The sequence below is a fragment of the Rhodobacteraceae bacterium IMCC1335 genome, assembly GCA_039640495.1.
In the GTDB taxonomy this organism is placed as follows: domain Bacteria; phylum Pseudomonadota; class Alphaproteobacteria; order Rhodobacterales; family Rhodobacteraceae; genus Thalassovivens.
Map to the genome: position 1 here is coordinate 2,909,971 of CP046864.1, position 22,105 is coordinate 2,932,075.

The following is a 22,105-nucleotide window of genomic DNA, read 5'->3' on the forward strand; positions in this document are numbered from 1 at the left end:
GGACACAGAATAAGACTCCTGTTGCGTTAACAAACTTTCTGGTTACTGTTGTGTTATAAATAACATTACGGGAGATAAAGAAATGAATATAAAACCAGCGATGAAAGCAACAAGCTCTTTGGCGGCAGCCGGGATATTGATTGCCAGTTCAATGGCTTACGCAGATGAATTGCGGATTGTATCTTGGGGTGGGGCCTACCAAAAAGGCCAGTCTGTTGGCATTTTCCAGCCGGTTGCAAAGGCTTTGGACATCACGGTTAAAGAAGACACCTATGGCGGCATTTCCGATGTTAAGCTGATGGTGAAGTCAGGCGCGGATAAGTTTGATATTTTCTCAAGCGGTGCTGGTAGCTGCGCTTCGGGTGCGGCGGAAGGCGTGTTAGAAAAACTTGATTATTCTGTCATCGATGTCAGCAACCATCTGCCCGGAATGTATAGTGACTATTGCGCCGGCGCAGATATCTTCTCTGTTGTAGCGGCTTGGAACACAGAAACCTATGGCGATAACGGACCAAAAACTTGGGCTGATTTTTACGATGTAGAAAAATTTCCTGGCACCCGTGCCATGCGCAATAAAGTCGATGCGCAACTGGAAACCGCCCTATTGGCGGATGGCGTTCCGATGGATCAAGTCTACGAAGTGCTTGACAGCGAAGCCGGCATCGAGCGTGCGCTGGATAAGATCAGAAGCATCAAACCACATATTGCAGTATGGTGGTCTTCAGGCGCGCAACATGCCCAGCTGATGAAAGATGGCGAAGTTGATATGACAACAGGCTGGAACGGACGCTTTGATGTTGCAAAACTTGATGGCGCAAAAGTGGCATATGACTGGCGTTCAGGCATCATGGATTGGGAAGGTTATGGCATTCCTAAAGGTGCAAAGAACAAAGACCTAGCGATGCAGTTTATCGCAGAGGCGATGAAACCAGAATATATGGCTGAATTTGCAAAATACATCACATATGGCCCAACAAATGGCAAAGTCTATGAACTGGGGCTGATGGATGAGGCGCGCGCAAAACAAATGCCAAGCCATCCAGATAATGCAAAACATCAGTTAACTTTGAAAACCGAATGGTATTCAAAATGGCGCACAATTGCGGCTGAAATGTATACGGATATGATGACCGAATAATCTATATCTTTATAACATAAATTTAAGGGCTTGGAGAGCCATGCTTTCCAAGCCCAAGACTGAGAAATTTACCCTGATATGAAAAATACATCGCTCAATATATCGATTAAAAATGTTTCAAAATCATACGATCAATTTCATGCTCTGAATGATATTAGCCTCGAGATAACATCGGGTGAGTTCATGACCCTTCTTGGGCCGTCAGGATCTGGTAAAACCACTTTGCTGATGGTTCTTGCGGGCTTTACAAACCCAGATTGCGGCAGCGTAAAATTCGGAAATGAAGAGGTTATTTTGAAACCTCCGCATTTGAGGGGCATCGGTATGGTTTTCCAAAACTATGCTTTATTTCCACATATGAGCGTTGAACAAAATGTTGGCTATCCACAAAAATTAAGAGGCGTGAGCAAAGCAGAAACTCAAGAAAGCGTCGAAGAAGCTCTGAGCACCGTGAAACTGGATGGCTTGGGCCATCGCGGAGTGCACGAGTTGTCAGGCGGGCAAAGACAGCGCGTTGCACTGGCGCGTGCGATTGTGTTTAAGCCGAAAATTCTTTTGATGGATGAGCCCTTATCTGCCTTGGATAAAAAACTGCGTGAAGAGATGCAAATCGAATTGCGCCAGCTGCATGATGCGCTGAATATGACCACTGTTTATGTCACCCATGATCAAAAAGAAGCTCTGACAATGTCGGATAGGATTACGGTGATTAACGACGGAAAACTGATGCAACTGGGCACACCCAATGAGATTTATAAAAACCCAAACAATGCTTTCATTGCCGATTTCATCGGAGAATCGAGCCTTTTGCCGGTCAGCGTCAACAAATCGCAAATCAGCTTTGGCCCCGCAACAATAAAAACGGCCAGCCCCCCTGCACAGGATGGCAAATTCCTGTTGGTGGTACGCCCAGAAAAAGCGTTTGTTGCCACCGACAAAGAAGAAGGCGTAAATTACTTTTCAGGTGTCTTGTTAGATTCAATTTTTCAGGGGGAAAGCCAATTACTGGTCGTCAAATTGGCGCCTTTGGATGGCGAAGCACAAACTTTACGCGTCAGAGTTCCCAACGGAAGCATCACACAAGAGGCATTGCCCCCCGTCGGAGAGACTGTAACCATTGGCCTCAAAGTAGCTGACAGCTACTTGGTGAGTTAACGCGATGTCTGCAACCTCTGATCACCTCAATCAAGACGGGCTTAAAAAACTGGCCGCGCGGGAAAGCCTAACCTTCTTGGGCCTCACTCTGCCCTATTTGCTGATGGTTGCTTTTCTAATCGTTATTCCGGTTGGTTGGTTGTTTTATCTCTCATTTATCGGCAGGGATGGCACGTTTTCTTTTGAAAATTATGAGCGGATGGTCACCAGCCGCTCTTATATGCGGATTTTCATAACAACCTTCAAAATTAGCATCCTAACGACAATCATCTGTACGCTGATCGGCTATCCATTGGCTTATTTCATGTCGCAACTCTCGCGAAAATGGGCAAATATCTGCATGGTGGGCGTGCTAATTCCGTTTTGGACCAGCCTTTTGGTGCGCACCTATGCATGGTTGGTGCTATTGCAGAAAAAGGGGTTGCTAAACAATATCGCACTGGATTTGGGTTTAATCAGCGAGCCGATTAAAATCGTGCATAATACGACGGGTACATTGATCGGCATGGTTCATATAATGCTGCCATTTTTGATCTTACCGCTTTATGCAAATATGCGCGCGATTGATAAAGATTGTTTGAAAGCTGCGTCTAGTCTCGGCGCCACACCCACCCGTGCTTTTTGGACTGTCTTTTTTCCACTCTCCCTGCCTGGCTTATTTGCAGGCTTATTGATTGTTTTCGTATTGTGCCTTGGCTTTTACGTGACCCCTGCCATTTTGGGCGGTGGCAGAGTGATCATGGCTGCGATGAAAATTTCAAGCAACATTGAGCTTTATTTCAGTTGGGGGGCAGCAAGCGCGTTGGGCGTGGTTTTGCTGATTGTAACCGCAATCATTCTTTACATCGCCTCGAAACTCGTATCGCTTGACCAATTCGGGAATAAATAACGCTATGAGTTTTTTGAACAAGAATGTGTCCGAAACCCAAATCCGGCTTAAAAACCGGCTCTGGCTTTATATTTTGTCTTTTATCACCTTATTTCTGTTGATTGTGCCATCGCTGGTTGTGATCCCAATGTCCTTCTCTGCCAGTCAATATCTAGAGTTTCCGCCTCGGGAATGGTCACTCAGATGGTATGAAAATTACTTTTTCTCTTGGAAGGTTGAAAACGGCTTTAATGATTGGATGGCGGCAACATGGACCTCCATCAAAGTCGCTGTTCTTACAATTTTTGTGGCGGTCCCTATCGGCACAATGGCCGCTTATGGTCTGGTCAATAGCAGTGCGCGCATTAGCAAAATACTGTTCCCAATTTTTATTTCACCAATGATGGTTCCAATTATATTGGTTGCGATTGGGCTGTTTTACTTTTTTGTACAATTTAAATTGGTTGGAAGCATTCTTGGATTGGTTATCGGCCATTCCTTAGTGGCGTTGCCGCTTGTCTTAATTATCGTTTTTTCAGCTTTGAAAAACTACGATATGAACCAAGAAAAAGTGGCAAGATCTTTGGGGGCTGGCCGGTTCCGCGCGTTTCGCGAAATTACACTACCACAGATTAAATTCTCCATTATCTCTGCGTCTTTAATCGCGTTTTTAACTTCTTTTGACGAAATCATTATTTCCCTATTCGTCGCCGGTGGAGATAATTCAACCATCACCAGAAGCATGTTCTTAGCCTTGCGCGATCAAATCGATCCGACCATTGCCGCGATCTCCACCATCTTGATTATCATATCATCCGGTTTGCTGATCATTGTTCAGCTCTTGGGAAATAAAAAAGATCAACATTAACAGGCCTGAGAATAATCGCGTAAAACAATCTGAGCGGGCGCCTGCCCCTTTAGATAGGCCTGAGGCAGCTTCAAAATATGAGGCCTGGCTATGCCTAAATAAACACGCATAGGTTTATTGAGACCAGAATTTCAAAACCCTGCTTGGCGGTATGAGGCTGGTTGCTGCCGCCCGGATACTCGATAAATATTTTTCATTCCTCAAAAAGCGGCGGGTTACCGCATGCGAACGTATAAGAAAATATAACCATTTAATAGCCGCAATGACGCCGGGACTCTGCCTGCTTTGCCAATAAGCCAAAACCTGTGGGCTTGCTCTACCCACCCTTAACAACGCGCACAGGCAGGAAGAACGGATAAAGTTTGCGCAGGCCAGCAAAAAAATAACCCATAAATTTTGAAACGGCATAAAAGGTGTTAAGCAGGTTGCCGGTTTACCGCTTTGCGGCGTAATAGCTTACACGCCGCTCTAAATAAGCCAAAAACTCTGAAATTGAAAAAGCGAGTGCAAACAAAACAATCAGAACCGCCCAAAAGTGACTCATCAGAAAATTTGCCGAATAAAGTTCAAACAGAGCACCAAAACCCACAATAGAAATAAGTAATTGGCCGATAATCACGCCCTTTACTGCCCTTATAATACCGATCCGGACGCCTCCTAAAATTTCCGGCAACGCGGCCCAAAAATATATCTTTGTAAAGGCCTTTAGGGGCGTGGCGCCAAAACTGGTCGCCATCTCTACCAGAGAGCGGTTAATCTGTCTTACACCAGCACGGGTATTTAAGATGATAATCCAAACAGCAAAAAGAGACGTGGTGATAATGATAGACTTCATGCCAAACCCAAAAAGCACCATTAACACGGGCACTAAAGCCGTAAGGGGGGCACTAAGAAATACGTTTACCCAAGGGAGCAATAACTCGTCAATCAGGCGGTTCTTACCCATTAATATTCCAACAATTATTCCGATCACTACGGCGTAAAGCACCCCAGAACAAAATGCATAGGCCGTTTCTTTAAGTGCATTTTGAAAGGCTACGGTCCCCAAAACTTCGTAAAGGGTAGACAAAACCTTGCTTAATGGAGGAATAAAAAACGTAACCTTAGCCTGCCCAATAAATTCCCAGAGAGCGCCCCATAAAAGCAGGGATGACATGCCGGGTAAGCGATATCCAAATAAATGCATGCGCGGCTTTCCTATTCAACGTAACTGCGTAAAGACGTCCAAATATCATCAACGATATCAAGATATTCAGAGTCTCGTCGTATTGCATCTACCCCTTTTGCCCGAAAATTTGACGGTCTGATAATTTCCGAAACACGACTTGGGCGAGGTAACAAAATAGCAATTTGGTCCGATACATAGACTGCTTCTTCGATGGAATGCGTTACGAAAATAAATGTTTTGTTTTTGCTTTCAACAAGCTGCAACAAGTCTTCTTGAAACTTACGGCGCGTTTGCTCATCGACGGCCGAAAAGGGTTCATCCATCAACAGCACATCTGCGTCTACAGCCAACGCACGGGCCAAACCAACCCTTTGACGCATACCGCCAGATAATTCATGCGGGAAACTATTTTCAAAACCCTGTAAACCGACTTCTTTTATATAATTCGCAGCAATCCCTTCGCGCTCAGTTTTATCGACTCCTCGCATTTCAAGCCCAAATGATACATTTTTCAAAACAGACGCCCAAGGCATCAGCGCAAAATCTTGAAATACAAATGCGCGGTCTGTGCCTGGGCCCGTGACGCGCTTGTCATTCACCGTTACCGTTCCAGAACTGGGCTCAAGCAATCCCGCAATAATTTTTAACAAGGTTGTTTTACCGCATCCCGAAGGACCCAATAGTGAAGTCAATTCACCCTTTGGAAATTTTAAGGACATATCCTTCAAAGCCTCAACATTCCCATAATTTTTTGAAATATTATCGACGGAAACGGCTATTGGTTTTTCAGGGCTTTGAGGATCTTTATCAATATTTCTAATCTGAGACATAACCACGCTCGTTTCCTTTGAAGAGAAGGATTTCTACTTTATCCAAGAGGTTTAAAAACAGAACTGACAGCACAATAATTGAAAAAATAGCAGCATACATGGATGGGTAATCTGCGATCGAGCGGCTGTAAGTTATAATGTCACCAACACCAGTGGGGGTGATTTTCAGTTCGGCTAAAATAGCCCCAATGAACCCTGCCGATATACCAAGACGGAGGCCGGCGAAAATGACCGGAGATGCCGCCGGAATGATGATGCGAGATATGACGGACAACCGCGATGCAAGAAAGGATGTGCCCATTTCTTTTAAGGACTCTGGGGTATTTTTCACGGCGCCGCTGGTATTCAGAACTATCACGGGCATTGACATGATGCAGACAACAATCACTTTTGACGTGAGACCAATGCCATATGCCAAAACGAGAAGCGGGATTAAAGCAGCTAATGGCGCGGCTTGCATGACGATAAAGATTGGCGAAAACAGCCAGTCAAAAAATTGGCTCAAACCGACCCATAATCCTACGATAATCCCAATAACGGCAGAAATGGCGATACCAATTATTAAAGGACGCAATGTTTCTGCATATGCCTCGAACAGCCTTCCATCTGCGGTCATTTCCATCAGCGCCGACATTGATTCCAAAAACGTAGGAAACGCGTAGCTTACAGGAACTCTTCCTGCAATTTCCCATGCAACGCAAAGGGCAAAAGCAGAAAACAATTTTAATATGAAGGCTCGATTTTGCATTTATTTAATCCGTCTATCGGAATTGGTTGCGCCAATTTTAAGCGCAACCAAAGTTTTCGCAAAATTACTGTGATGCTTTATCAAGCGGTGCCAAATACCAGAAATCCTCGATATTCAAATCACTGGCGCTGCCCTCAAGTTGGCCAGCAGCAGAATACCATTCCATATCGGCATTTGCAGCTTTTCGGCCGCCCCCATTAGGATCGTATAGACCGCCTGCTACGGCATCGGTGTAAAACCCATCAAGCTCTGCCAAGATTTCAGGGGGCAATTGACCGATGGGTCCATCAGGATTGGTCTCACGACGGATTATCGTTGGATCTTTATGAAGATCTTGCCAAACAGACAAAAGCGCGGTCACAAAAATATCAACGTCTTTTTCGTTATTTTTAATCCAATCAAGATTTCCAAATAAGGCCTCATCACTGGCCTCTACCTCAAACATTTCTAACACATTGAAGTTTTCACCAGCTTCGCTGCGCATGAGTTTATTCTTGTTTGACAGGTCAATAATGGTTGCATCTGCGCGCCCACCCAGCAGCGCAGCAACGCGATTAGACGATCCTGGCACATATGAGCGCTTGCCAAACTGCATCCCAAGCCGGTCTTCAATCACATTTGCGATTGAGTCAGTGCCGCCGCCTCTTGAATGTAATAAAATCGGTTCACCATCTAGATCTTTAAGCGACGCGTATTTGGTCGTGGTGACAGGAAAAAATTTCAACTTTGAAAGTTGGAATATTATGCGCAGAGGTGCCTTTGATCTTTGCATGGCTGCATATGGCGTTCCAAATCCAATATCCATTTGCCCACTAAGCACAGCTTGGATCGCCAGTTCCTCATCAGAAAATGCTGTCCATTCATAATCTAAGCCATTCGCCCGCGCGCGATCAAGAGCAACAAAGAATGCAGCAAGTTCATCTGATGGTGCTTCTGCCAGCGCAATTTTAATTTTTTCAGCTTGAGCAGCGCCAATTGCAAACGACAGGGCAATTGGGATAGCAGCCGCAAACTTTACGGTCTTTTTAAAAAAATTTATCATGTTACTCCTCCCAGGAAGCGTTACGTGTGATGGCAAGGTTGCTTTTGCTTTTTCTCTTGCTGAGTTGAGTGCTCAATCATCCCCAAAAAGACGTTTTGAAACTGAGATTAGATGCGTGCGCATCGCGGCTTGTGCTTCATTGGCGTTTCGTCCCTCAATCGCTGCGAAAATTCTCTTATGCTCGGCAAAGCTGTCATGGTCAGAAGCCGGGCGATCGCTTCTGCGCACCACCTTATTCCAAGACACGGCACGCCGAACCGCGTTTAAATATTCAAACATTGACATTAAAAGTGGATTTTGTGCTGCCGCAGCAATTTCATGGTGCAATAGGTCATCCGCACGTTCATATTCGGACCACGAGGTCGCACTAGACGCGGCATTACACGCCGCATCAATACGAGATACATCTGCTTCTGAGGCGTGAATTGCAGCTTCACGTGCGATCGCAGGTTCAATCGATAAACGCGCCCGCAGCAATTGAACCGGTGTCAGATCATTAACCAGTTCCGATATATTCAAAATCGATTTTTCAGAATGAGGCTCTGCGATAAATGTCCCTTTGCCAACATGCCTCCAAATAACCCCCTCGCGTTCCAATATATCAAAGGCTTTGCGTAAATTAGCTCTGGTGATCTTAAAGCGATCAGTCAAATCGCGTTCAGATGGCAGACGGGTGCCCGGCGCAAAATTTTCACTGGCGATCAATGATTTCAGCTTCTCAACGGTGCTATATCCTGGTTTTAATTCGCCAGATCTATTGCTCTGCGTATCATATGAATCATTCATTTGGTCGACCAATTTATCAATATTTGCCCTATATCAACAAAATTGGTTGCAAAATGCAAACAAAATGTCAATTATTATTAAATTGGTTGCGATTGGTTGAATTCAAAATATACTTATTAACTACAGCATGGAGTCGCATATGGCGCGTTACGCAATACCAGAACCCAAGATTAAAACACTGCCTATAGTTGGAAAAGATGAAGTTTTTCCAGTGCGCCGTGTTTATTGTATTGGACGAAACTATGCAGCGCATGCTGTTGAAATGGGGCATGATCCTGATAAAGAAGATCCCTTCTTTTTCCAAAAGAACCCCGATAATTTAAACTTAACCGGGCGCTTTCCATATCCTCCTAAAAGTTCGGATGTGCATCATGAAGCAGAAGTGCTGGTTGCCTTGAAATCAGGCGGTACAAATATCGAATACGCGGATGCGATGTCTCATGTATATGGATATGCTCTGTGTCTTGATATGACGCGCCGTGATCGGCAAGGTGAAATGAAAAAAGCGGGTCGCCCATGGGAAATCGGCAAGGCCTTTGAACACTCGGCACCTTGTGGACCGTTGCACTTAGCTTCGGATGTTGGGCACCCAACGGAAGGTGACATTGTGTTAACGGTCAATGGTGAGCTTCGTCAGGAAGGCAATTTGAACCAAATGATTTGGAAGGTTCCTGACATGATTGCCTATCTAAGTGCGTATTATGAATTAGCGCCAGGCGATGTTATTCTCTCTGGCACTCCGTCAGGTGTCGGGCCTGTTCAAAAGGGCGACGTTATGCGGCTTTCGCTCGAGCCATTTGGCCACTTAGAAGTAACCGTAACCTAGGGCTTTCAGCCACCATGCTTATGGTGTTTTTGAGCTTTGGGCTCAATTAGCGCAGAGCCGCTATATAAAATGAAAAGGCCGGCCTTTGAAACAGCCGGCCCTTTTTGATTAATTACAACCTCAAATGGCCCATATCTCATGGTTAAAAGCAGTTCTGGTGGACGGTTCTTGAAAAAGAGCATCATAAAACGCTTTAAATTTTTCCTGAGATTTTTGATGCAGAAAAGGTTTTTTGACCGGTTTGAGGCACCGCCTTTTTGAAAGGAGCTGTGTCTGAAGGTTAGCTTTTCTGGCTTCTTTTTTAAATTTTTTACGTCCAAAATGCTCTACAGCCCGGATAAAACATCAATAAAACGCTCTTTGGATTTTTATCGTGATCCGCAAAGCAGAGTGACAAGCCAATAAAACGCCTACTTCTTCCAAAGGATAGAAGCTGGTATTTTTAAAAAAGTGGCTATGATTGCACTGGTTTTTATTTTTTTATCCTGTTGCTTTGCCAACAAGATTAGCGCCTATATTTGAGCTGCGCCGCAGCGCAAGCGATCAGAAAATCAAAAGATTTAATCGATTTTTCTCAGAGGGTTTTCACCTAAAACGGGCTGCATCAATATCGGTGTAAGATACATGGGAAACTGATAGCAGCCTAAAAAAATTAAAAACTCTTCAGATTGTGATGCGCTGGCTGCAATCAAAAAAATCGCGACGTTGCGATTGCCGGCAACAATGGCTAGGGGCGCCGCATATGCTGGGCTATGACCATTGCGCAGAAGCAAATAAGCACAAAGCTGCAATCCAAGATTTGTCACCACAGCCAAAAGTAACCACCCAGCCAAGACCATCGGCTGCGCGGCCAATGTGGGCGCAACCGCGCTCATTAAGCCGATCACAAAACTTGAAGAGCAGGATTTCATACGCAGCTATGATGATAACGTGTGGTTGGTACATGACTAGGACAGACAGGACAAATAGCGGACATGTCCGACTTGTCCGCAGGATATTTGTAGGCGGACAGACATGGACACACCCCTAAGGGGTGTCCTGATGTCCAACATGTCTATAATTTGTCAGAGTAAATAAGTTTCTATGTTTGCCTGATCGTTTTTTAAGCAAATTTTTGTTTGGCGCATTGACTTTTTGACGTTGACGCCGGTTTTTGATGAATGTTTTTTTGCGGTGCGGCCTCGACCCGACGTAACGTCAAAAAAAATGTTGTTGAAATCTAGTAATTGAGCAGTTTTGTTTAACGTGTAGCCAAACTGTTGGGAGCCTACGTTTAACTTAGAACGAGGTTTTTATGCGTACTATCTACGAAGAACGTCTGCTTGAGCATGTCATTTGGCACTGTCAAATAACGTACGGTTTAGACACCATAAAGGAGGCTGTAATTACAGCTCGACGTAATGGTTTCTTAGACTGGCGCAACGAAATAACATCAATGGGACAACATGTTGCAGAGATGATGTTGCAAGACTTCGACGGTTACCAAGCACTTTTTGAAATTGAGGTTAAAAAGAAGCCGAGCTTTATGGATCAACAAGACACGCATCAGCTCCAATAGTCGTATAACATCCCAACGCATCTTTAATTTGGATAGGATCTCTGAAATCCCAGTTTTGCGGCACGTACTCACAACGTCCTAACCATCGAGCAAGTGAACATCAATCGCGCGCAACAACTTCACAATACATCTCCATCAGAAAAACGCTTCAGCGCCATCCTGACATCTCCTGTGGCAGTTAAATACTTGCTCAGTTCTGGAGGGCTAAGACTAATGGCAGACGCCGCTTTTCTTGCACCAATAGAATACTGTTACCTCACATTTGCGGTGATAATTGACTTTGTGATTTGGGCATTACTTTTAAGGCGCTCAACCTTGATTGGAGTAGGCTTAATTGCAGGATCGAGACTTCTAATTTCGCTCAGAGAACGCATTTTTAGGCAGGCGGTCCAGATTGATTAAAACTCACCAATTGGATAAGGCTTAGAAAGAGAGCACAATGTTGCGAAATTTGTATACAATTATTTATAATTTATTTTCACAGTTTTCATCAATTTTTGCTCGGTCTAACATGGTCATTCCCGTTAATTAAATCGCCAGCTTGCGAGTTGAAACAGGGCTGTTTATGATTACCACATGACAGCTTTCTCATCGCTGCTGACGGCTTTTCGCGCATCAGCACCCAATTATGAAATCGAAATTGACGAAAATTGGAAACAGGGCCGCACTGCCTACGGTGGATTGACCGCATCACTACTGCATGAAACTATCGTCAACAGTTACACTAATTTGCCGCCACTTCGCACCGTACAAATCAATTTTTGTTGGCCTGACAGACGGCAAATTACAGATCAGCCACAAAATGCTAAGACGCGGCAAAAACAATGTGACATTTGAAGCGCATCTCGACAGCGACGCTGGCCCCGGAACTTACGGTTATTTTACATTTGGGATCAGCCGGCAAATGACCCAGGAAATAGATTATCCAAAGCATCCGCTATCAGTAAAACCGCAAATGGGCAAAAAACTAATTCCGCATAATGCGGCGCCGAATTTTCTGACCAATTTTGATCGAATTCATGCCACCGGCCCAGAACTTCTTAGTGGTGCTGACAATCCAGACATAACCGTCTGGTCACGCCATGTTGATCCATACTCACATGAAGGTGTCACTACGCTAATTGCCCTGACCGATGCACCACCGGCTGCACTTACTGCCCTAACCCAGCTAAACGCACTCAGTTCAATGAATTGGAATATCACCATGCTGCGTGACAACCCAACAACGACAAATGGTTGGTTCCTGTTGCGCACCGCCACAAAATATATCGGGCATGGATATTCATCACAGGAAATGCAGGTCTGGAATAATGACGGAGACCGGATAATGGATTGTATCCAGCATATCGCTATTTTTACATGAGGTCTAAGTTTTAACCAAAGACTAGAAAATTAAAAGTTTCGCTTAGCTGGCGAATGGGGCTAGCTCGTTGAAATATCAACAATGTGGTTACGAAAAAACTAGATTATGACACAAATTATCTAAAAATTTTCACATTTTTAAACTGATTTATAACTAAGCCTAAACTGAGCAATTGCGCGCCGAGCGACAAGTTATTGATTAAGGTTTAGGGAATGAATAATTTAAAAATTGCATAGCTATAGCAGTTGCTGGTCCAATAAATAAAGCAAACGTTAGGGTAGCAATCCCTGCGGTTCCACCAATACACCACCCCACAATCACCACAGTAAGTTCAAGCCCATTTCTTACATATGCCAAGGGGAAATTGGTCACTCTTTGAAGCCCAGTCATCAAACCATCTCTTGGGCCAGGGCCTAGATTTGCGATTAGGTAAACCCCAGTCCCGATCGCAATAAAAAATATCCCAATTAAGGATTGAAGACTTTGAGCTAAGAAATGATCAAATGAAGGCAAAAATTTAATCGACACATCTACCACTGCAGCAACAACAAAGAAATTTATGAAGGTGCCTAATCCTGGAACTTGCTTAAGTGGTATCCAAAACATCAAAACAAGAAAGCTAACAAGAACTATCGTCCAACCAATGCTCCAGCCGGTTTGAACTGCGATGCCCTGACTTAGAACCATCCAAGGGCTCACGCCTAAATTAGAGGCAAATAGTATAGCATGACCTAGCCCAAAAACTACCAGACCTAAAAGCAAAAAGACCACGGAAACAAAAGGAGGTCTAATTGTGAATGGACTGGGCGCAGTCCAAAATAAGGCGGGCACCGTCTTCAGAGACAAGAGGTTCATGAGCACTTTCATAGAATGGCACGTATTACCGCTTATTTGATTTGTCGATCGATAATTTTTAAAATTATCGGCCCTTTCAGATTGAAGACAATATCCGCGTTGCTCAGACTGACTTGGATATTGCTATGAGAACGAAAAAAACAAGCTCACCAACTCACTACGCCAGTGCCTATTATCGCTTATGTAAGTGACATCAACTGGCGGCTATCCGATCAATCTCACTGAACCAAACGACCTCTGATCTGCTCGCGATCAATGGATCGGCTCAGGTTGAGGGTGAGGCTAGAGCGGCCTTAAGGGGTGTTGGTGTTGAGAGGCTGATCGCTCAGCCCGCTCACTAGCTTAGTGCCAATTATTCAGTCATCTCTGTCATCATGTAGGCTTTGTAAACAGCGCCATTATCTTTGTCCCACTGTAATTCCGTAGGATCAGACATGAAGGCACCCATTGCTTCCATGTCGGTACAATTCATTGCACACATAACCTCGTTATTACCCAGATCAGAAAGGCGATATTCACTAACCCACTTGCCCATGTCTCCAGCCATCTGGCCTTCAATTCGGGCTTTCAAAACATCAAAACCAGCTTCAATAGTACCGTGAAAAAATACGTTCATTTTGTGTCCTTTATTTACAAAGCAGGGATAGAGGGGCTGATTGCTCAGCCCGCTTATTAATTTAAACGGCTTTCATAGTGTGGGCCATTTTTTGACTATCATCATAGATCCAAAACTCTTTAATCTTTCCTGCCTCCACCTTATGAAAGTGTCCGAATTTGGCTTCCATACCATCGGCAGTGGCATCAAGTTGTGTCGCTACTTGATCGCCTTCAGAAATCATATTGGCTACTGTTACAGAAAAGTTGTCAAAATGAGTTGGTATCATAGCCAGCACGCTCATGAACTCATTTATCCCGTTATATGTTCCAGAAAATTTGTGCATACCATTCATAACAACTTTGACGTCTTTGTGAAATAATCCCACAAATGTCTCCATATCGCCTGTTGAGAAACAGTCGTATCCTTTTTGTACAACTTCTTTAGGTGTCATTTACTTACCTCCTACTAAACGAGCCCTCACTCCAGCGACGTTGCAAGAAAGTAAATAGTTACGCAACGAACTTTACATCTGAATGAGAGGTGGCGAAAAGTTTTGCTCGTTTATTAAGCATTATTTCTTAATTCCAGAGGTCGCGCTGCTCCTGTCTGTAAGTTTTTACTGAAATACCTGATTTAAAATCACAGGTTTTGATGACGCTTCGTCAGGCCGTAACAAAAAACGCATGGTTTAATTATGTTTGGTCAACTCTTTCTGAGAAAGTGAAATAAGCGCACCCAAGATCAAAATTATAAATGACGCGAACAGCCCCATGCCTATATCATCAAAATAGTCACCGATTAACCCAGCAATATAGGGGCCTAGCGTTTGAGAAATAGCGAAGATAACAGTAAAAACACTTATTGAATAAGCCCACATTTCTTGGGGTAAGTTTCTTCTAGTGAAATTTGTTATTGCACCTGGTGCCATAAAAACTGACGAACCAAATATAACTGCTGAAAATAACAAAATAGAAAAGGATGGAGACAGTAAAGGCGTTACTGAACCAATGGAAATACTGATCAAAATCATGGATAATGGAATTCCATTTCCAAATCTTGCAAAAATAGATCGCCATATAAATGGCGAAATGCATATGAAAAATCCAAGCACCAACCAAATAGCGGTTATCATCTCAGCGTTTATGGATTGAGCGGTCATCCACGCTGACAAAAACGTAAGATAAATAATGTATCCAAAACCAAAGCAAGCATAGCCAGATAATTCGGGAAGCATCTTCAAAAATGGAAATTCAGTAACGCTTGATTTTATAGGTTTTGAATATTCTATTTGTAGTGCTGACCAAATACTCAGTGGTGTAAATATGATGCTAAATAATCCAATAATTATCCAACAAAGTGGCCAAGAACTATTGCCAAATTTATAAATTATCATAGGAATAAATGCTCCAGACAGAATAATTCCCAACCCCCCGCCGGTGCCAAATAAAATGGCTATAGAGAAGGCATTTAACTTCTCATTTTTTTTAAAGAGCCCAGATGCAAGCGCTCCGGCTGTGGAAAATGAAACTGCGCCAAATGTACCGGCAAAAAAACGAAGTGCGTATTGCGCTTCTAAATTGGGGAAAACCCCGGTCAGAAATAAAACACCAGATGTGGTTATGAGACCAAACACAAAGAGCCTCACTGAGGTAAATCTCTGCACAAGAAACAAAGTTGAGATTGCACCTAAAATATAGCCCAGCGCATTTACTGTATTCAACCAACCAGCTTGAGCATAATTCCAATCCAATTGTGCTTTCATCGCTGGAAGCATCAATCCATATGCAAATCGAGCAAAGCCATTAGTTACTGTAATACCGAGAAGCAAACCTAATAAAATAAACCATTGTTTGGTGTATTTTATCTCCACTAGCTTCTCCAATTAAATATGCTTCAAAGAACTGATACGTGAAGTTGGCTTTTAATACGAGAGATTGCAATTATTATCGAAATTCAGTACCTTTTCTTCAGGCATTTAATCACCAACTTGTGCGCCTTGGCATCCCGCCTAAAGTACTAAAGCGGAGGACTAGACATGAACCGTCGTTTATTCCTTATTGGCACTGGCTCAATTGGCACTGGCTCAATCCTTTCAACGGCATTCGTAGATAAGGCAAACTGGTTTTTAAGAAACAAAAAATCGGTTGTCCCTTTCTTTGAAAATAGTGAGCCGGTGCAAAAGCTGTATTTTGTCAAAGAGGCAGAAGATTGTTACGATATTGAGCTAGGCACCCCTGAATATGGATTTCCTGAGTTAACCTACAGAGATTGGTTAGCTACTTATGAGGACTTCGAGCTACCAAAGGGCAAGTTCATTAATCCCAGGAATTTAGAAAGACTATGGGAGGACTATGGGAGGACTATGGAATGGAACCAGGCGAATTAGACCTGGTTGCTGCCATGGAATATTACCATGACCGCTGGGCGGCAATCGACAGCCTATTTGCGCGCGCTCATGAGTATTTGAGTAACATCAACTTATTCGGAAAAGATAATGAAAAAGGTCTAAAAATAGGTAATCTAGATTTTGTAGCGCCCGGCGGTCCAGGTTATTCTGACAATTATGGCGTGTTTTCCGAAGACCCAATAACGGCCAGCTTGCTTCAGGCGCGCCTAATTGAGTTAGGGCATAACACGTCGGTGGAGATCGTTGACCGATCGTGAGCCTGGGTCGACGCTGGTTTATTTCGCTAAGTAATTCTTTCATTTTGGGAGCCTTTGGTTACGGTTTAGAAAACTAAAAAGGAGATGCAAATGTATAGCTGGCAAAATATGCGAGACATTTATAAAGCCGAAAAATTTGATCTTATTGAGTTTAAACGTCACTTTCACGAAGATTTTATGTTTATCCGAGAAACAAGCTTGGTTGATCGCGATGAATTTTGTGCGGAAATTGATCAGCTGATGGCGGAAGGCAAAAACAATATTCCCTTTGATGATATGGAACTAATCCATGAAAATGACGATGTGACGGAGCTTAGATGGGTGGATGGAAACGAGCGGATAGTGCGCATTAATTTAAAAAAGGACGGGTTAATTTGGCGATCGATCGTTAAAAGAACGCCGATAAATAACTAAGAAAGGTTGAAATAAAAATGGCTTCTTTTGAAAGAGCGCAGAAGATTTTTAATAACTGGGACAAAGAAGCTTTTCGTGCAGCTCATCATGAAGACTACATGTTTATCAGGGAATTTGAGATGGTCACTTTGGAGGATCATATCGAAAGCGTCGATGAAGTTATGCGTAATGGTTACGATGTACACAAAAGATGGACGCTGATGCATGAAAACGAATATGTAGAGGAAGTCCGTTGGGAAGAGGGCGACGAAATCGTCACCCACGTTTCTTTAAAAAAAGACGGGCTGTTGTGGCGAGGCTTTGTCAACCGTGTGAAAAAACCAGATCCGACCTGATCATTTCTCATGCCCTAGATAAGGGTAAAAGTATCCGTAACGGTTGAGTTCAGCATAGTGGATTGGAGGCTAGAGCTAAATGTGCTTTAGTTTAAACTAGCCCGCATTATTCGATGGCTTCATTCTTTTGTTTTGTATTATCAGAGGCTGGGGTGGATGAGCTTTCACGCCATATAAAGCTACTCATATAAAAGGAGTTCGGACATGAGCATTGCTAACGTCAACATGTTTGAGTTTGAAAATGAAGAGGCATTACAAACTTTTGCTAAGTGGTATGACGGCGATGGTGCAGATGACTATATGAAATATGCGGAGTGCGAAATCATACTTATGATCAAAACCAGCCCAACATCGTGCTTGACAGTGGCTAGTTACCCAAATGATGCAGCTAGACAAAAAGCAGTAGCATTAAGAGAAGGTCGGCATAGAGACGCCGTAGCTAACTTCCTTAAAATAGAACATACTCTTGCTCTGGAGGGCGAAGTTACCGCCAAAAGACTAAAAGAGATAATCATCTAAATAGAGCCTTTCAAATTAAACAAGCAGTATCTTAAGCTTTACCGTTTATAGGCCTTAATAAAATCCTCCTACCCTTAACCAAGATTGAACCTGCTTACTAAGTGGGGGCTTTAATTGGTCTTACATGACATAATATACAAAGAATAAGTTTGGCAGAATGAATGCCGTGCATAAAGCAAAGGTTCTGGCTAAATTGCCTAATCTAATAAAACCACGGTTCGTTCTATTATCTATACCAAAAAGACATAAGCCCACTGCAGCGCCTCTTGCTTCATTTTTTATTTTTCGTTTTTCGATGCTTGCTAGTCCCTCCAAATAACGAGCGTTCAGTTGCGATTTCGCATCATCATGTAACGGCACTTATAGACCTCAAAATTTTCATTCCTTAATCTTAGGTAGATGAGGCGTGGTTTGTTGAACTCAAATGGTCATTTAGACGCATCTTCTGAAAAAACGCTAAGCACCTACTGACAGGGAGAACCTATTTCTCATGCCCCAATCAAACGGCAAAGGCACCCGTCATAATCTCAGTCAGAACAGTGGCGTGAGGTGTCCTCGATCTGATCCACGGCCAGCTCCTAAGCGTGACGGTCGGCCATTGTGCTTATTTCATGAGCAAGTCGCGCAGCTTCATCTTTGTCTAATACCACTTTATCGATAATATTGGTCACTGGGCCTATAATGCCGCTAAGTAATTCTTTCATTTTGGTAGCCTTTGTTTAGGTTTTTTTGTTAGAAATTTTCAAGAGGAAGAACAAAATGCCAAGCATGTTAATCACAGTAAAAATATCAAAAGGCTTTGAAACTTGGACCAAGATGGCAAAGTCTTTAGAGAAAGAAGCGGGAGAAGAAGGTGCAAAAGTTATTTGGGCTGCAGCAAATCCTGACGAAACGTCGATTTATGTAATGATGGATGTTCCAAACCCTGAGTTCATGCAGACATTTGGGCTTAGAGAAGATGTCAAAAAAGCCCGTGAAGAAGCAGGCGCTGATGTCTCAACGACCACAGTTATTACGCCAATCGGTGATTACTGGTTGGGTTAACGCCTATTTCTCATGCCCCAGCCAAACGGCAAATGTACCTGTCATGGCACCCGTCACAGTCGCAATCAGAGCAGTGGCGTGAGGTGTCATGGCCTCTGGCGGCAGCGTCATAAACCAATTTAAGACGTCCAGATATGCGTAGCACATCACCGCCATCATAACGCGTGGCAGTGGCTTCCAGCCAGTATACGTTCCATTGCTATCGTCATTTGATACTTCTAAGAATTTGAAAAATTAGAAAAGGAAAAGCAGATGTCAGTAACCAGAATAAATATGATCGAGTTTGATAACGAAACGGTCGCCGACACCCGTGCAGCTGAATATCAAAAAAATGCGAGAAAACAGTTCCCAGAGGCAGATTTACTTATCGCTATTAGAACAAGCCCCACTTCAGCTATGACTATCTCAGTATACCCTAATGAAGAAACGGCGGAACGGGCTTTGGAGATGCGGGATAAAAGGATTGATAGCGAAAGAGATATTTCGGGTTGGCATATGGAAGGTGAAATATCCCTTTTTGACCTCAAACAAGACCATTGCTTAGATGGGCTATCCGGGTAACCAAATCATTTTAAACCTCGCAAAAATTCTGTGAAAAAGTACAGCAAGGCAGAACCGCCAATGCTAAGAGCAGTAATCAAGCCCCATGAAATATAACGGATGTTTGCCGCTATTTGGCGCCGCCTCGCCTCGGCTTACTTTTTGCGCTGGCACTTCATCATCTTGATCGGCGAGCCAACCTGAGCGCCCTCTGGGATCAGGCAATAATGCTCAATAAATGCGCATATCTTTTGGCCGCGTGTCATGATGATATTATCTTTCGTGGCGTAATCATTGACAGAAACGGCTCTATGTTTTTCCCTTAAAGTACATCAATTGGGAGGTGAAGATGCTTTTTAAACTTTCGTATTCAATACCAGTAGAATTGCTCAAAGAATGTCAGGAGCGGTTTAAAAGCGGTGAAGAAAAAACTGATGGGCTTAAGGTAATTGGCAGATGGCATGAAGTGGGTAAAAACCAAGGCTTCATGCTCGCTGAAGCAGACGACATTATGGCCGTTGGGACATTCACAAATCAATGGAGCGATTTGTGTAATATGGAGGTTGTTCCCGTAATGACTGACGAACAAGTTGGTCAAATTTTAATGGCATAACGCATAAAACTAATGAGCGGGCTGAGCAATCAGCCCCTCAACACAAAAAAATTCTCTGGTTTTTAATTGTATACACACTTTGTGGCAATAAGGCCGTATTCATGTTGCTTCAGATACGTCATAGGCGGCTCTGATCAATTCTGCAGGATCTCGTTCAGCCAAACCCATTTTTTCAGAAAAAGCTCGCTGTCTGTCAAACCCTTCCAACATAGGTGACCTCATATCAAAGTGATGTAAAATTTTTCTAAACACATCATTATCTTTAGCAGTTCCACTATTAGTAAAGCCAACAGTAGCATCATCACCCATTATTTTAGGTATTCTATCCCTAACTACAGGCAGTCCAGCTGGACCCGTGCACAGAATATCAAGTGCCGTTTTAAGTGGTAGTCCGGCTTTTTTTGCGAGTGGTATCAATTCAGTCAGACCGCTTACATAGATTTGGACCATGCTATTATTAATAGTTTTCATAACCATACCGGTCCCGAGAGGCCCTACATGAAAAATACGCTGAGAGATTGGGGACAAGTGGCCAGCAGCCCGCTCAGCAGAAAAGTCATCACCTCCAATAAAAATACCGCAGGTACCATTTTCTACTAGCTCTGGGCCACCAGAGATTGGCGCATCGACGAAAATGGCGCCTTTGTCGTATAATTGATCAGCCCGCTCGATTAAGATTTGAGGCGAAACGGTGCTAGTATCGATAATTTGAATACCTTTAAGGTCAAATCTGAGCAACGCATCTAATATATTTGTCACTGCGGCATCGTCGAATAGGCTTAGGATTAAAATATCATTTTTCTCGACTAAGGTTTCTAAATTCTCAAAAGTATTTATGCCTTCGGGCGTACGTCCACTTCTGGTCCAACCAGATACATTAATCCCTTTAAAACGCATTCTACGAGCAATTGCACAGCCCATCTTTCCCAGCCCAATAACTCCAATTTTAACCATTTACGAAGCCTCCTTTTTAATCTTTGTTGCATTCTAATACATAAATATTTTTATCGAAAACTATATAAAAACTCTGTTAGCTTAATTTTCGCAATTATGTCTATTGAAGCGCGTGAAAAGATGCAGAGGTAAGCCTCAATTAATGCGCATATCTTTTGGCGCGTGTCATTTCGATATTATTTTTCGTGGCGTAACATTTGACAGAAATGGATTTATGTAATCCGCTTTGAATATTTAAAAATCAGAAGAGAAAAATGTCAGATGTAATGAATACGTCCGCAGACCGTGACCGCCGTCAGAGATTTGGTGCTCAACGAGGCCGTGATCTTTATTGGGGCATCACTTTAGGATTAGTGGTAAACGCAGCAACCATGTTTATGATTACTCTTGGTGTAGGCGTTCCAAAATTGGCTATTACGGCAGCAATTGTGGGTAGCTTTATTTTTGTCTGCATAAATTCCTTTGACTGCATGGACGACTTTAAAGCGAACGCCAATGATATGGGGGAAGAAGAGCGCGCCACCCACCTCGGAAAAAAGCTTTTAGTTGCACCATGGGGAATGTTTAAAACATTAGTCTTTTTAATATTTGGTGCCATTGGAATATGCCAGCTTCAAGACATGTGGAAAATATTTTAATTAATGAGCGGGCTGAGCGATTAACCCATAATCAGAGATCAGCTTTTACAAGGAGACAGCGATGTTATTTGAAAAAATGCATAGCGCATGGAAAGCACGCGATCTTGAAGGATGGAAATCTTGCCATCATTCGGATTACACATTCGTGAGCCATGCTATGGGCAAAACGATGACTAGGGACGACATGTCTGACGAAATGATGTTGGGCATGATGCAGACCATAAAACCTGAAAATCAACGTTGTATATATGAAGACAATAACATTTTAGTCGAACACAGTGTTACAACTTTTGCTTCTGGTGACAAAGAGGCGGTGATGGCAGTCCATATCAAAAAAGATGGTTTGATTTGGAAGACCGAAACTGGCGCAACACCACTTAAATAAGCTAATGAACGGGCTGAGAAATCAGTCCCTCAATACCAAAATTCTTTAAAGCCGCTCCGGCCTCACCCCAACGTTTACCGGTCCATTAATCGCGCGCGGATCAGAAGCCGCTTAGTATAACTTTTATTTTTACTCCCAATCTAAGAAGGGGTTTACTCACAACTTGGACGCATCCGCGGGCGCGCGTGAGGCATTG

At 43.3% G+C, this 22,105-nt stretch carries 30 protein-coding genes; 17 read left to right on the plus strand and 13 right to left on the minus strand.

Going from position 1 to position 22,105, the window contains the following annotated elements:
* Positions 1-100: 100 nt before the first annotated feature.
* From GN241_14075 to GN241_14090, 4 genes are all read left to right on the plus strand, one after another.
* Positions 101-1,138 carry an extracellular solute-binding protein gene (locus GN241_14075; protein XAT59295.1) on the plus strand — a complete coding sequence of 346 codons (1,038 nt, stop codon included), beginning with the start codon at positions 101-103 and terminating at the stop codon, positions 1,136-1,138.
* 78 nt (positions 1,139-1,216) lie between these two features.
* Positions 1,217-2,293 (plus strand): polyamine ABC transporter ATP-binding protein, encoded by a 1,077-nt coding sequence (gene potA / locus GN241_14080; GenBank protein ID XAT58388.1) that lies wholly within the window; start codon positions 1,217-1,219, stop codon positions 2,291-2,293.
* Positions 2,294-2,297: 4 nt separating this feature from the next.
* Positions 2,298-3,182 (plus strand): ABC transporter permease subunit, encoded by an 885-nt coding sequence (locus tag GN241_14085; protein XAT58389.1) that lies wholly within the window; start codon positions 2,298-2,300, stop codon positions 3,180-3,182.
* A 4-nt stretch (positions 3,183-3,186) separates the two neighbouring features.
* On the plus strand, positions 3,187-4,029 hold the full coding sequence (locus tag GN241_14090; GenBank protein XAT58390.1) for an ABC transporter permease subunit: 843 nt from the start codon (positions 3,187-3,189) through the stop codon (positions 4,027-4,029).
* 433 nt (positions 4,030-4,462) lie between these two features.
* On the opposite strand, the gene GN241_14095 is transcribed toward GN241_14090, so the two are convergent.
* The 5 genes from GN241_14095 to GN241_14115 all read right to left on the minus strand — a co-directional run bounded on the left by GN241_14095 (position 4,463) and on the right by GN241_14115 (position 8,603).
* Positions 4,463-5,215 carry an ABC transporter permease subunit gene (locus GN241_14095; protein XAT58391.1) on the minus strand — a complete coding sequence of 251 codons (753 nt, stop codon included), beginning with the start codon at positions 5,213-5,215 and terminating at the stop codon, positions 4,463-4,465.
* Positions 5,216-5,226: 11 nt separating this feature from the next.
* Positions 5,227-6,027 (minus strand): ATP-binding cassette domain-containing protein, encoded by an 801-nt coding sequence (locus GN241_14100; protein ID XAT58392.1) that lies wholly within the window; start codon positions 6,025-6,027, stop codon positions 5,227-5,229.
* Complete coding sequence (locus GN241_14105) at positions 6,014-6,775, minus strand: ABC transporter permease subunit (protein XAT58393.1); 762 nt, start codon at positions 6,773-6,775, stop codon at positions 6,014-6,016. Before GN241_14105 ends, GN241_14100 begins: the two co-directional genes overlap by 14 nt.
* A gap of 64 nt (positions 6,776-6,839) precedes the next feature.
* A complete protein-coding gene (locus tag GN241_14110) occupies positions 6,840-7,817 on the minus strand; it encodes an ABC transporter substrate-binding protein (protein XAT58394.1) in 978 nt (325 codons plus the stop codon).
* A 72-nt stretch (positions 7,818-7,889) separates the two neighbouring features.
* On the minus strand, positions 7,890-8,603 hold the full coding sequence (locus GN241_14115) for an FCD domain-containing protein (protein XAT58395.1): 714 nt from the start codon (positions 8,601-8,603) through the stop codon (positions 7,890-7,892).
* A 139-nt stretch (positions 8,604-8,742) separates the two neighbouring features.
* Between GN241_14115 and GN241_14120 the strand changes: the two genes are divergently transcribed.
* Complete coding sequence (locus GN241_14120) at positions 8,743-9,429, plus strand: FAA hydrolase family protein (GenBank protein XAT58396.1); 687 nt, start codon at positions 8,743-8,745, stop codon at positions 9,427-9,429.
* 5 nt (positions 9,430-9,434) lie between these two features.
* Here GN241_14120 and GN241_14125 read toward each other — a convergent pair whose 3' ends face one another.
* On the minus strand, positions 9,435-9,749 hold the full coding sequence (locus GN241_14125; protein XAT58397.1) for a hypothetical protein: 315 nt from the start codon (positions 9,747-9,749) through the stop codon (positions 9,435-9,437).
* 240 nt (positions 9,750-9,989) lie between these two features.
* Positions 9,990-10,304 carry a hypothetical protein gene (locus tag GN241_14130; GenBank protein ID XAT58398.1) on the minus strand — a complete coding sequence of 105 codons (315 nt, stop codon included), beginning with the start codon at positions 10,302-10,304 and terminating at the stop codon, positions 9,990-9,992.
* 419 nt (positions 10,305-10,723) lie between these two features.
* On the opposite strand from GN241_14130, the gene GN241_14135 reads away from it, so the two are divergent.
* Both GN241_14135 and GN241_14140 read left to right on the plus strand, forming a co-directional pair.
* Positions 10,724-10,987, plus strand: coding sequence for a hypothetical protein (locus GN241_14135; protein ID XAT58399.1), 264 nt, complete (start codon positions 10,724-10,726; stop codon positions 10,985-10,987).
* Between the two features lie 700 nt (positions 10,988-11,687).
* On the plus strand, positions 11,688-12,350 hold the full coding sequence (locus GN241_14140; protein XAT58400.1) for a hypothetical protein: 663 nt from the start codon (positions 11,688-11,690) through the stop codon (positions 12,348-12,350).
* Positions 12,351-12,548: 198 nt separating this feature from the next.
* Here GN241_14140 and GN241_14145 read toward each other — a convergent pair whose 3' ends face one another.
* The 4 genes from GN241_14145 to GN241_14160 all read right to left on the minus strand — a co-directional run bounded on the left by GN241_14145 (position 12,549) and on the right by GN241_14160 (position 15,577).
* Positions 12,549-13,217: a hypothetical protein gene (locus tag GN241_14145; protein XAT58401.1), complete on the minus strand. Its 669-nt coding sequence runs from the start codon at positions 13,215-13,217 to the stop codon at positions 12,549-12,551.
* A 340-nt stretch (positions 13,218-13,557) separates the two neighbouring features.
* Positions 13,558-13,821 carry a hypothetical protein gene (locus GN241_14150; GenBank protein XAT58402.1) on the minus strand — a complete coding sequence of 88 codons (264 nt, stop codon included), beginning with the start codon at positions 13,819-13,821 and terminating at the stop codon, positions 13,558-13,560.
* A gap of 61 nt (positions 13,822-13,882) precedes the next feature.
* On the minus strand, positions 13,883-14,254 hold the full coding sequence (locus GN241_14155) for a hypothetical protein (protein XAT58403.1): 372 nt from the start codon (positions 14,252-14,254) through the stop codon (positions 13,883-13,885).
* A 237-nt stretch (positions 14,255-14,491) separates the two neighbouring features.
* Complete coding sequence (locus GN241_14160) at positions 14,492-15,577, minus strand: YbfB/YjiJ family MFS transporter (GenBank protein XAT59296.1); 1,086 nt, start codon at positions 15,575-15,577, stop codon at positions 14,492-14,494.
* 261 nt (positions 15,578-15,838) lie between these two features.
* Between GN241_14160 and GN241_14165 the strand changes: the two genes are divergently transcribed.
* The 6 genes from GN241_14165 to GN241_14190 all read left to right on the plus strand — a co-directional run bounded on the left by GN241_14165 (position 15,839) and on the right by GN241_14190 (position 18,779).
* Positions 15,839-16,189, plus strand: coding sequence for a hypothetical protein (locus tag GN241_14165; protein XAT58404.1), 351 nt, complete (start codon positions 15,839-15,841; stop codon positions 16,187-16,189).
* Complete coding sequence (locus tag GN241_14170) at positions 16,171-16,467, plus strand: hypothetical protein (GenBank protein XAT58405.1); 297 nt, start codon at positions 16,171-16,173, stop codon at positions 16,465-16,467. The genes GN241_14165 and GN241_14170 overlap by 19 nt, the downstream gene beginning before the upstream one ends.
* Before the next feature lie 90 nt (positions 16,468-16,557).
* Complete coding sequence (locus GN241_14175) at positions 16,558-16,881, plus strand: hypothetical protein (GenBank protein ID XAT58406.1); 324 nt, start codon at positions 16,558-16,560, stop codon at positions 16,879-16,881.
* A 17-nt stretch (positions 16,882-16,898) separates the two neighbouring features.
* Entirely contained in the window at positions 16,899-17,216 is a 318-nt protein-coding gene (locus GN241_14180; GenBank protein ID XAT58407.1) for a hypothetical protein, read from the plus strand.
* Between the two features lie 204 nt (positions 17,217-17,420).
* On the plus strand, positions 17,421-17,735 hold the full coding sequence (locus tag GN241_14185; protein XAT58408.1) for a hypothetical protein: 315 nt from the start codon (positions 17,421-17,423) through the stop codon (positions 17,733-17,735).
* A 768-nt stretch (positions 17,736-18,503) separates the two neighbouring features.
* The gene (locus GN241_14190) at positions 18,504-18,779 is read left to right on the plus strand and encodes a hypothetical protein (protein XAT59297.1); all 276 of its coding nucleotides are present in this window, start codon (positions 18,504-18,506) and stop codon (positions 18,777-18,779) included.
* A 3-nt stretch (positions 18,780-18,782) separates the two neighbouring features.
* Here the strand turns inward: GN241_14190 and GN241_14195 are convergent, their stop codons facing one another.
* The gene (locus tag GN241_14195; GenBank protein XAT58409.1) at positions 18,783-18,926 is read right to left on the minus strand and encodes a hypothetical protein; all 144 of its coding nucleotides are present in this window, start codon (positions 18,924-18,926) and stop codon (positions 18,783-18,785) included.
* Positions 18,927-19,031: 105 nt separating this feature from the next.
* On the opposite strand from GN241_14195, the gene GN241_14200 reads away from it, so the two are divergent.
* Together GN241_14200 and GN241_14205 are read left to right on the plus strand one after the other, a co-directional pair.
* Positions 19,032-19,340, plus strand: a complete 309-nt coding sequence (locus tag GN241_14200) for a hypothetical protein (protein XAT58410.1) — start codon at positions 19,032-19,034, stop codon at positions 19,338-19,340.
* 328 nt (positions 19,341-19,668) lie between these two features.
* The gene (locus GN241_14205; protein ID XAT58411.1) at positions 19,669-19,932 is read left to right on the plus strand and encodes a DUF3303 domain-containing protein; all 264 of its coding nucleotides are present in this window, start codon (positions 19,669-19,671) and stop codon (positions 19,930-19,932) included.
* 99 nt (positions 19,933-20,031) lie between these two features.
* Here GN241_14205 and GN241_14210 read toward each other — a convergent pair whose 3' ends face one another.
* A complete protein-coding gene (locus GN241_14210) occupies positions 20,032-20,886 on the minus strand; it encodes an NAD-binding protein (protein ID XAT58412.1) in 855 nt (284 codons plus the stop codon).
* Positions 20,887-21,152: 266 nt separating this feature from the next.
* Between GN241_14210 and GN241_14215 the strand changes: the two genes are divergently transcribed.
* Positions 21,153-21,524: a hypothetical protein gene (locus GN241_14215; GenBank protein ID XAT59298.1), complete on the plus strand. Its 372-nt coding sequence runs from the start codon at positions 21,153-21,155 to the stop codon at positions 21,522-21,524.
* Between the two features lie 61 nt (positions 21,525-21,585).
* On the plus strand, positions 21,586-21,909 hold the full coding sequence (locus GN241_14220) for a nuclear transport factor 2 family protein (GenBank protein XAT58413.1): 324 nt from the start codon (positions 21,586-21,588) through the stop codon (positions 21,907-21,909).
* Positions 21,910-22,105: the final 196 nt, after the last annotated feature.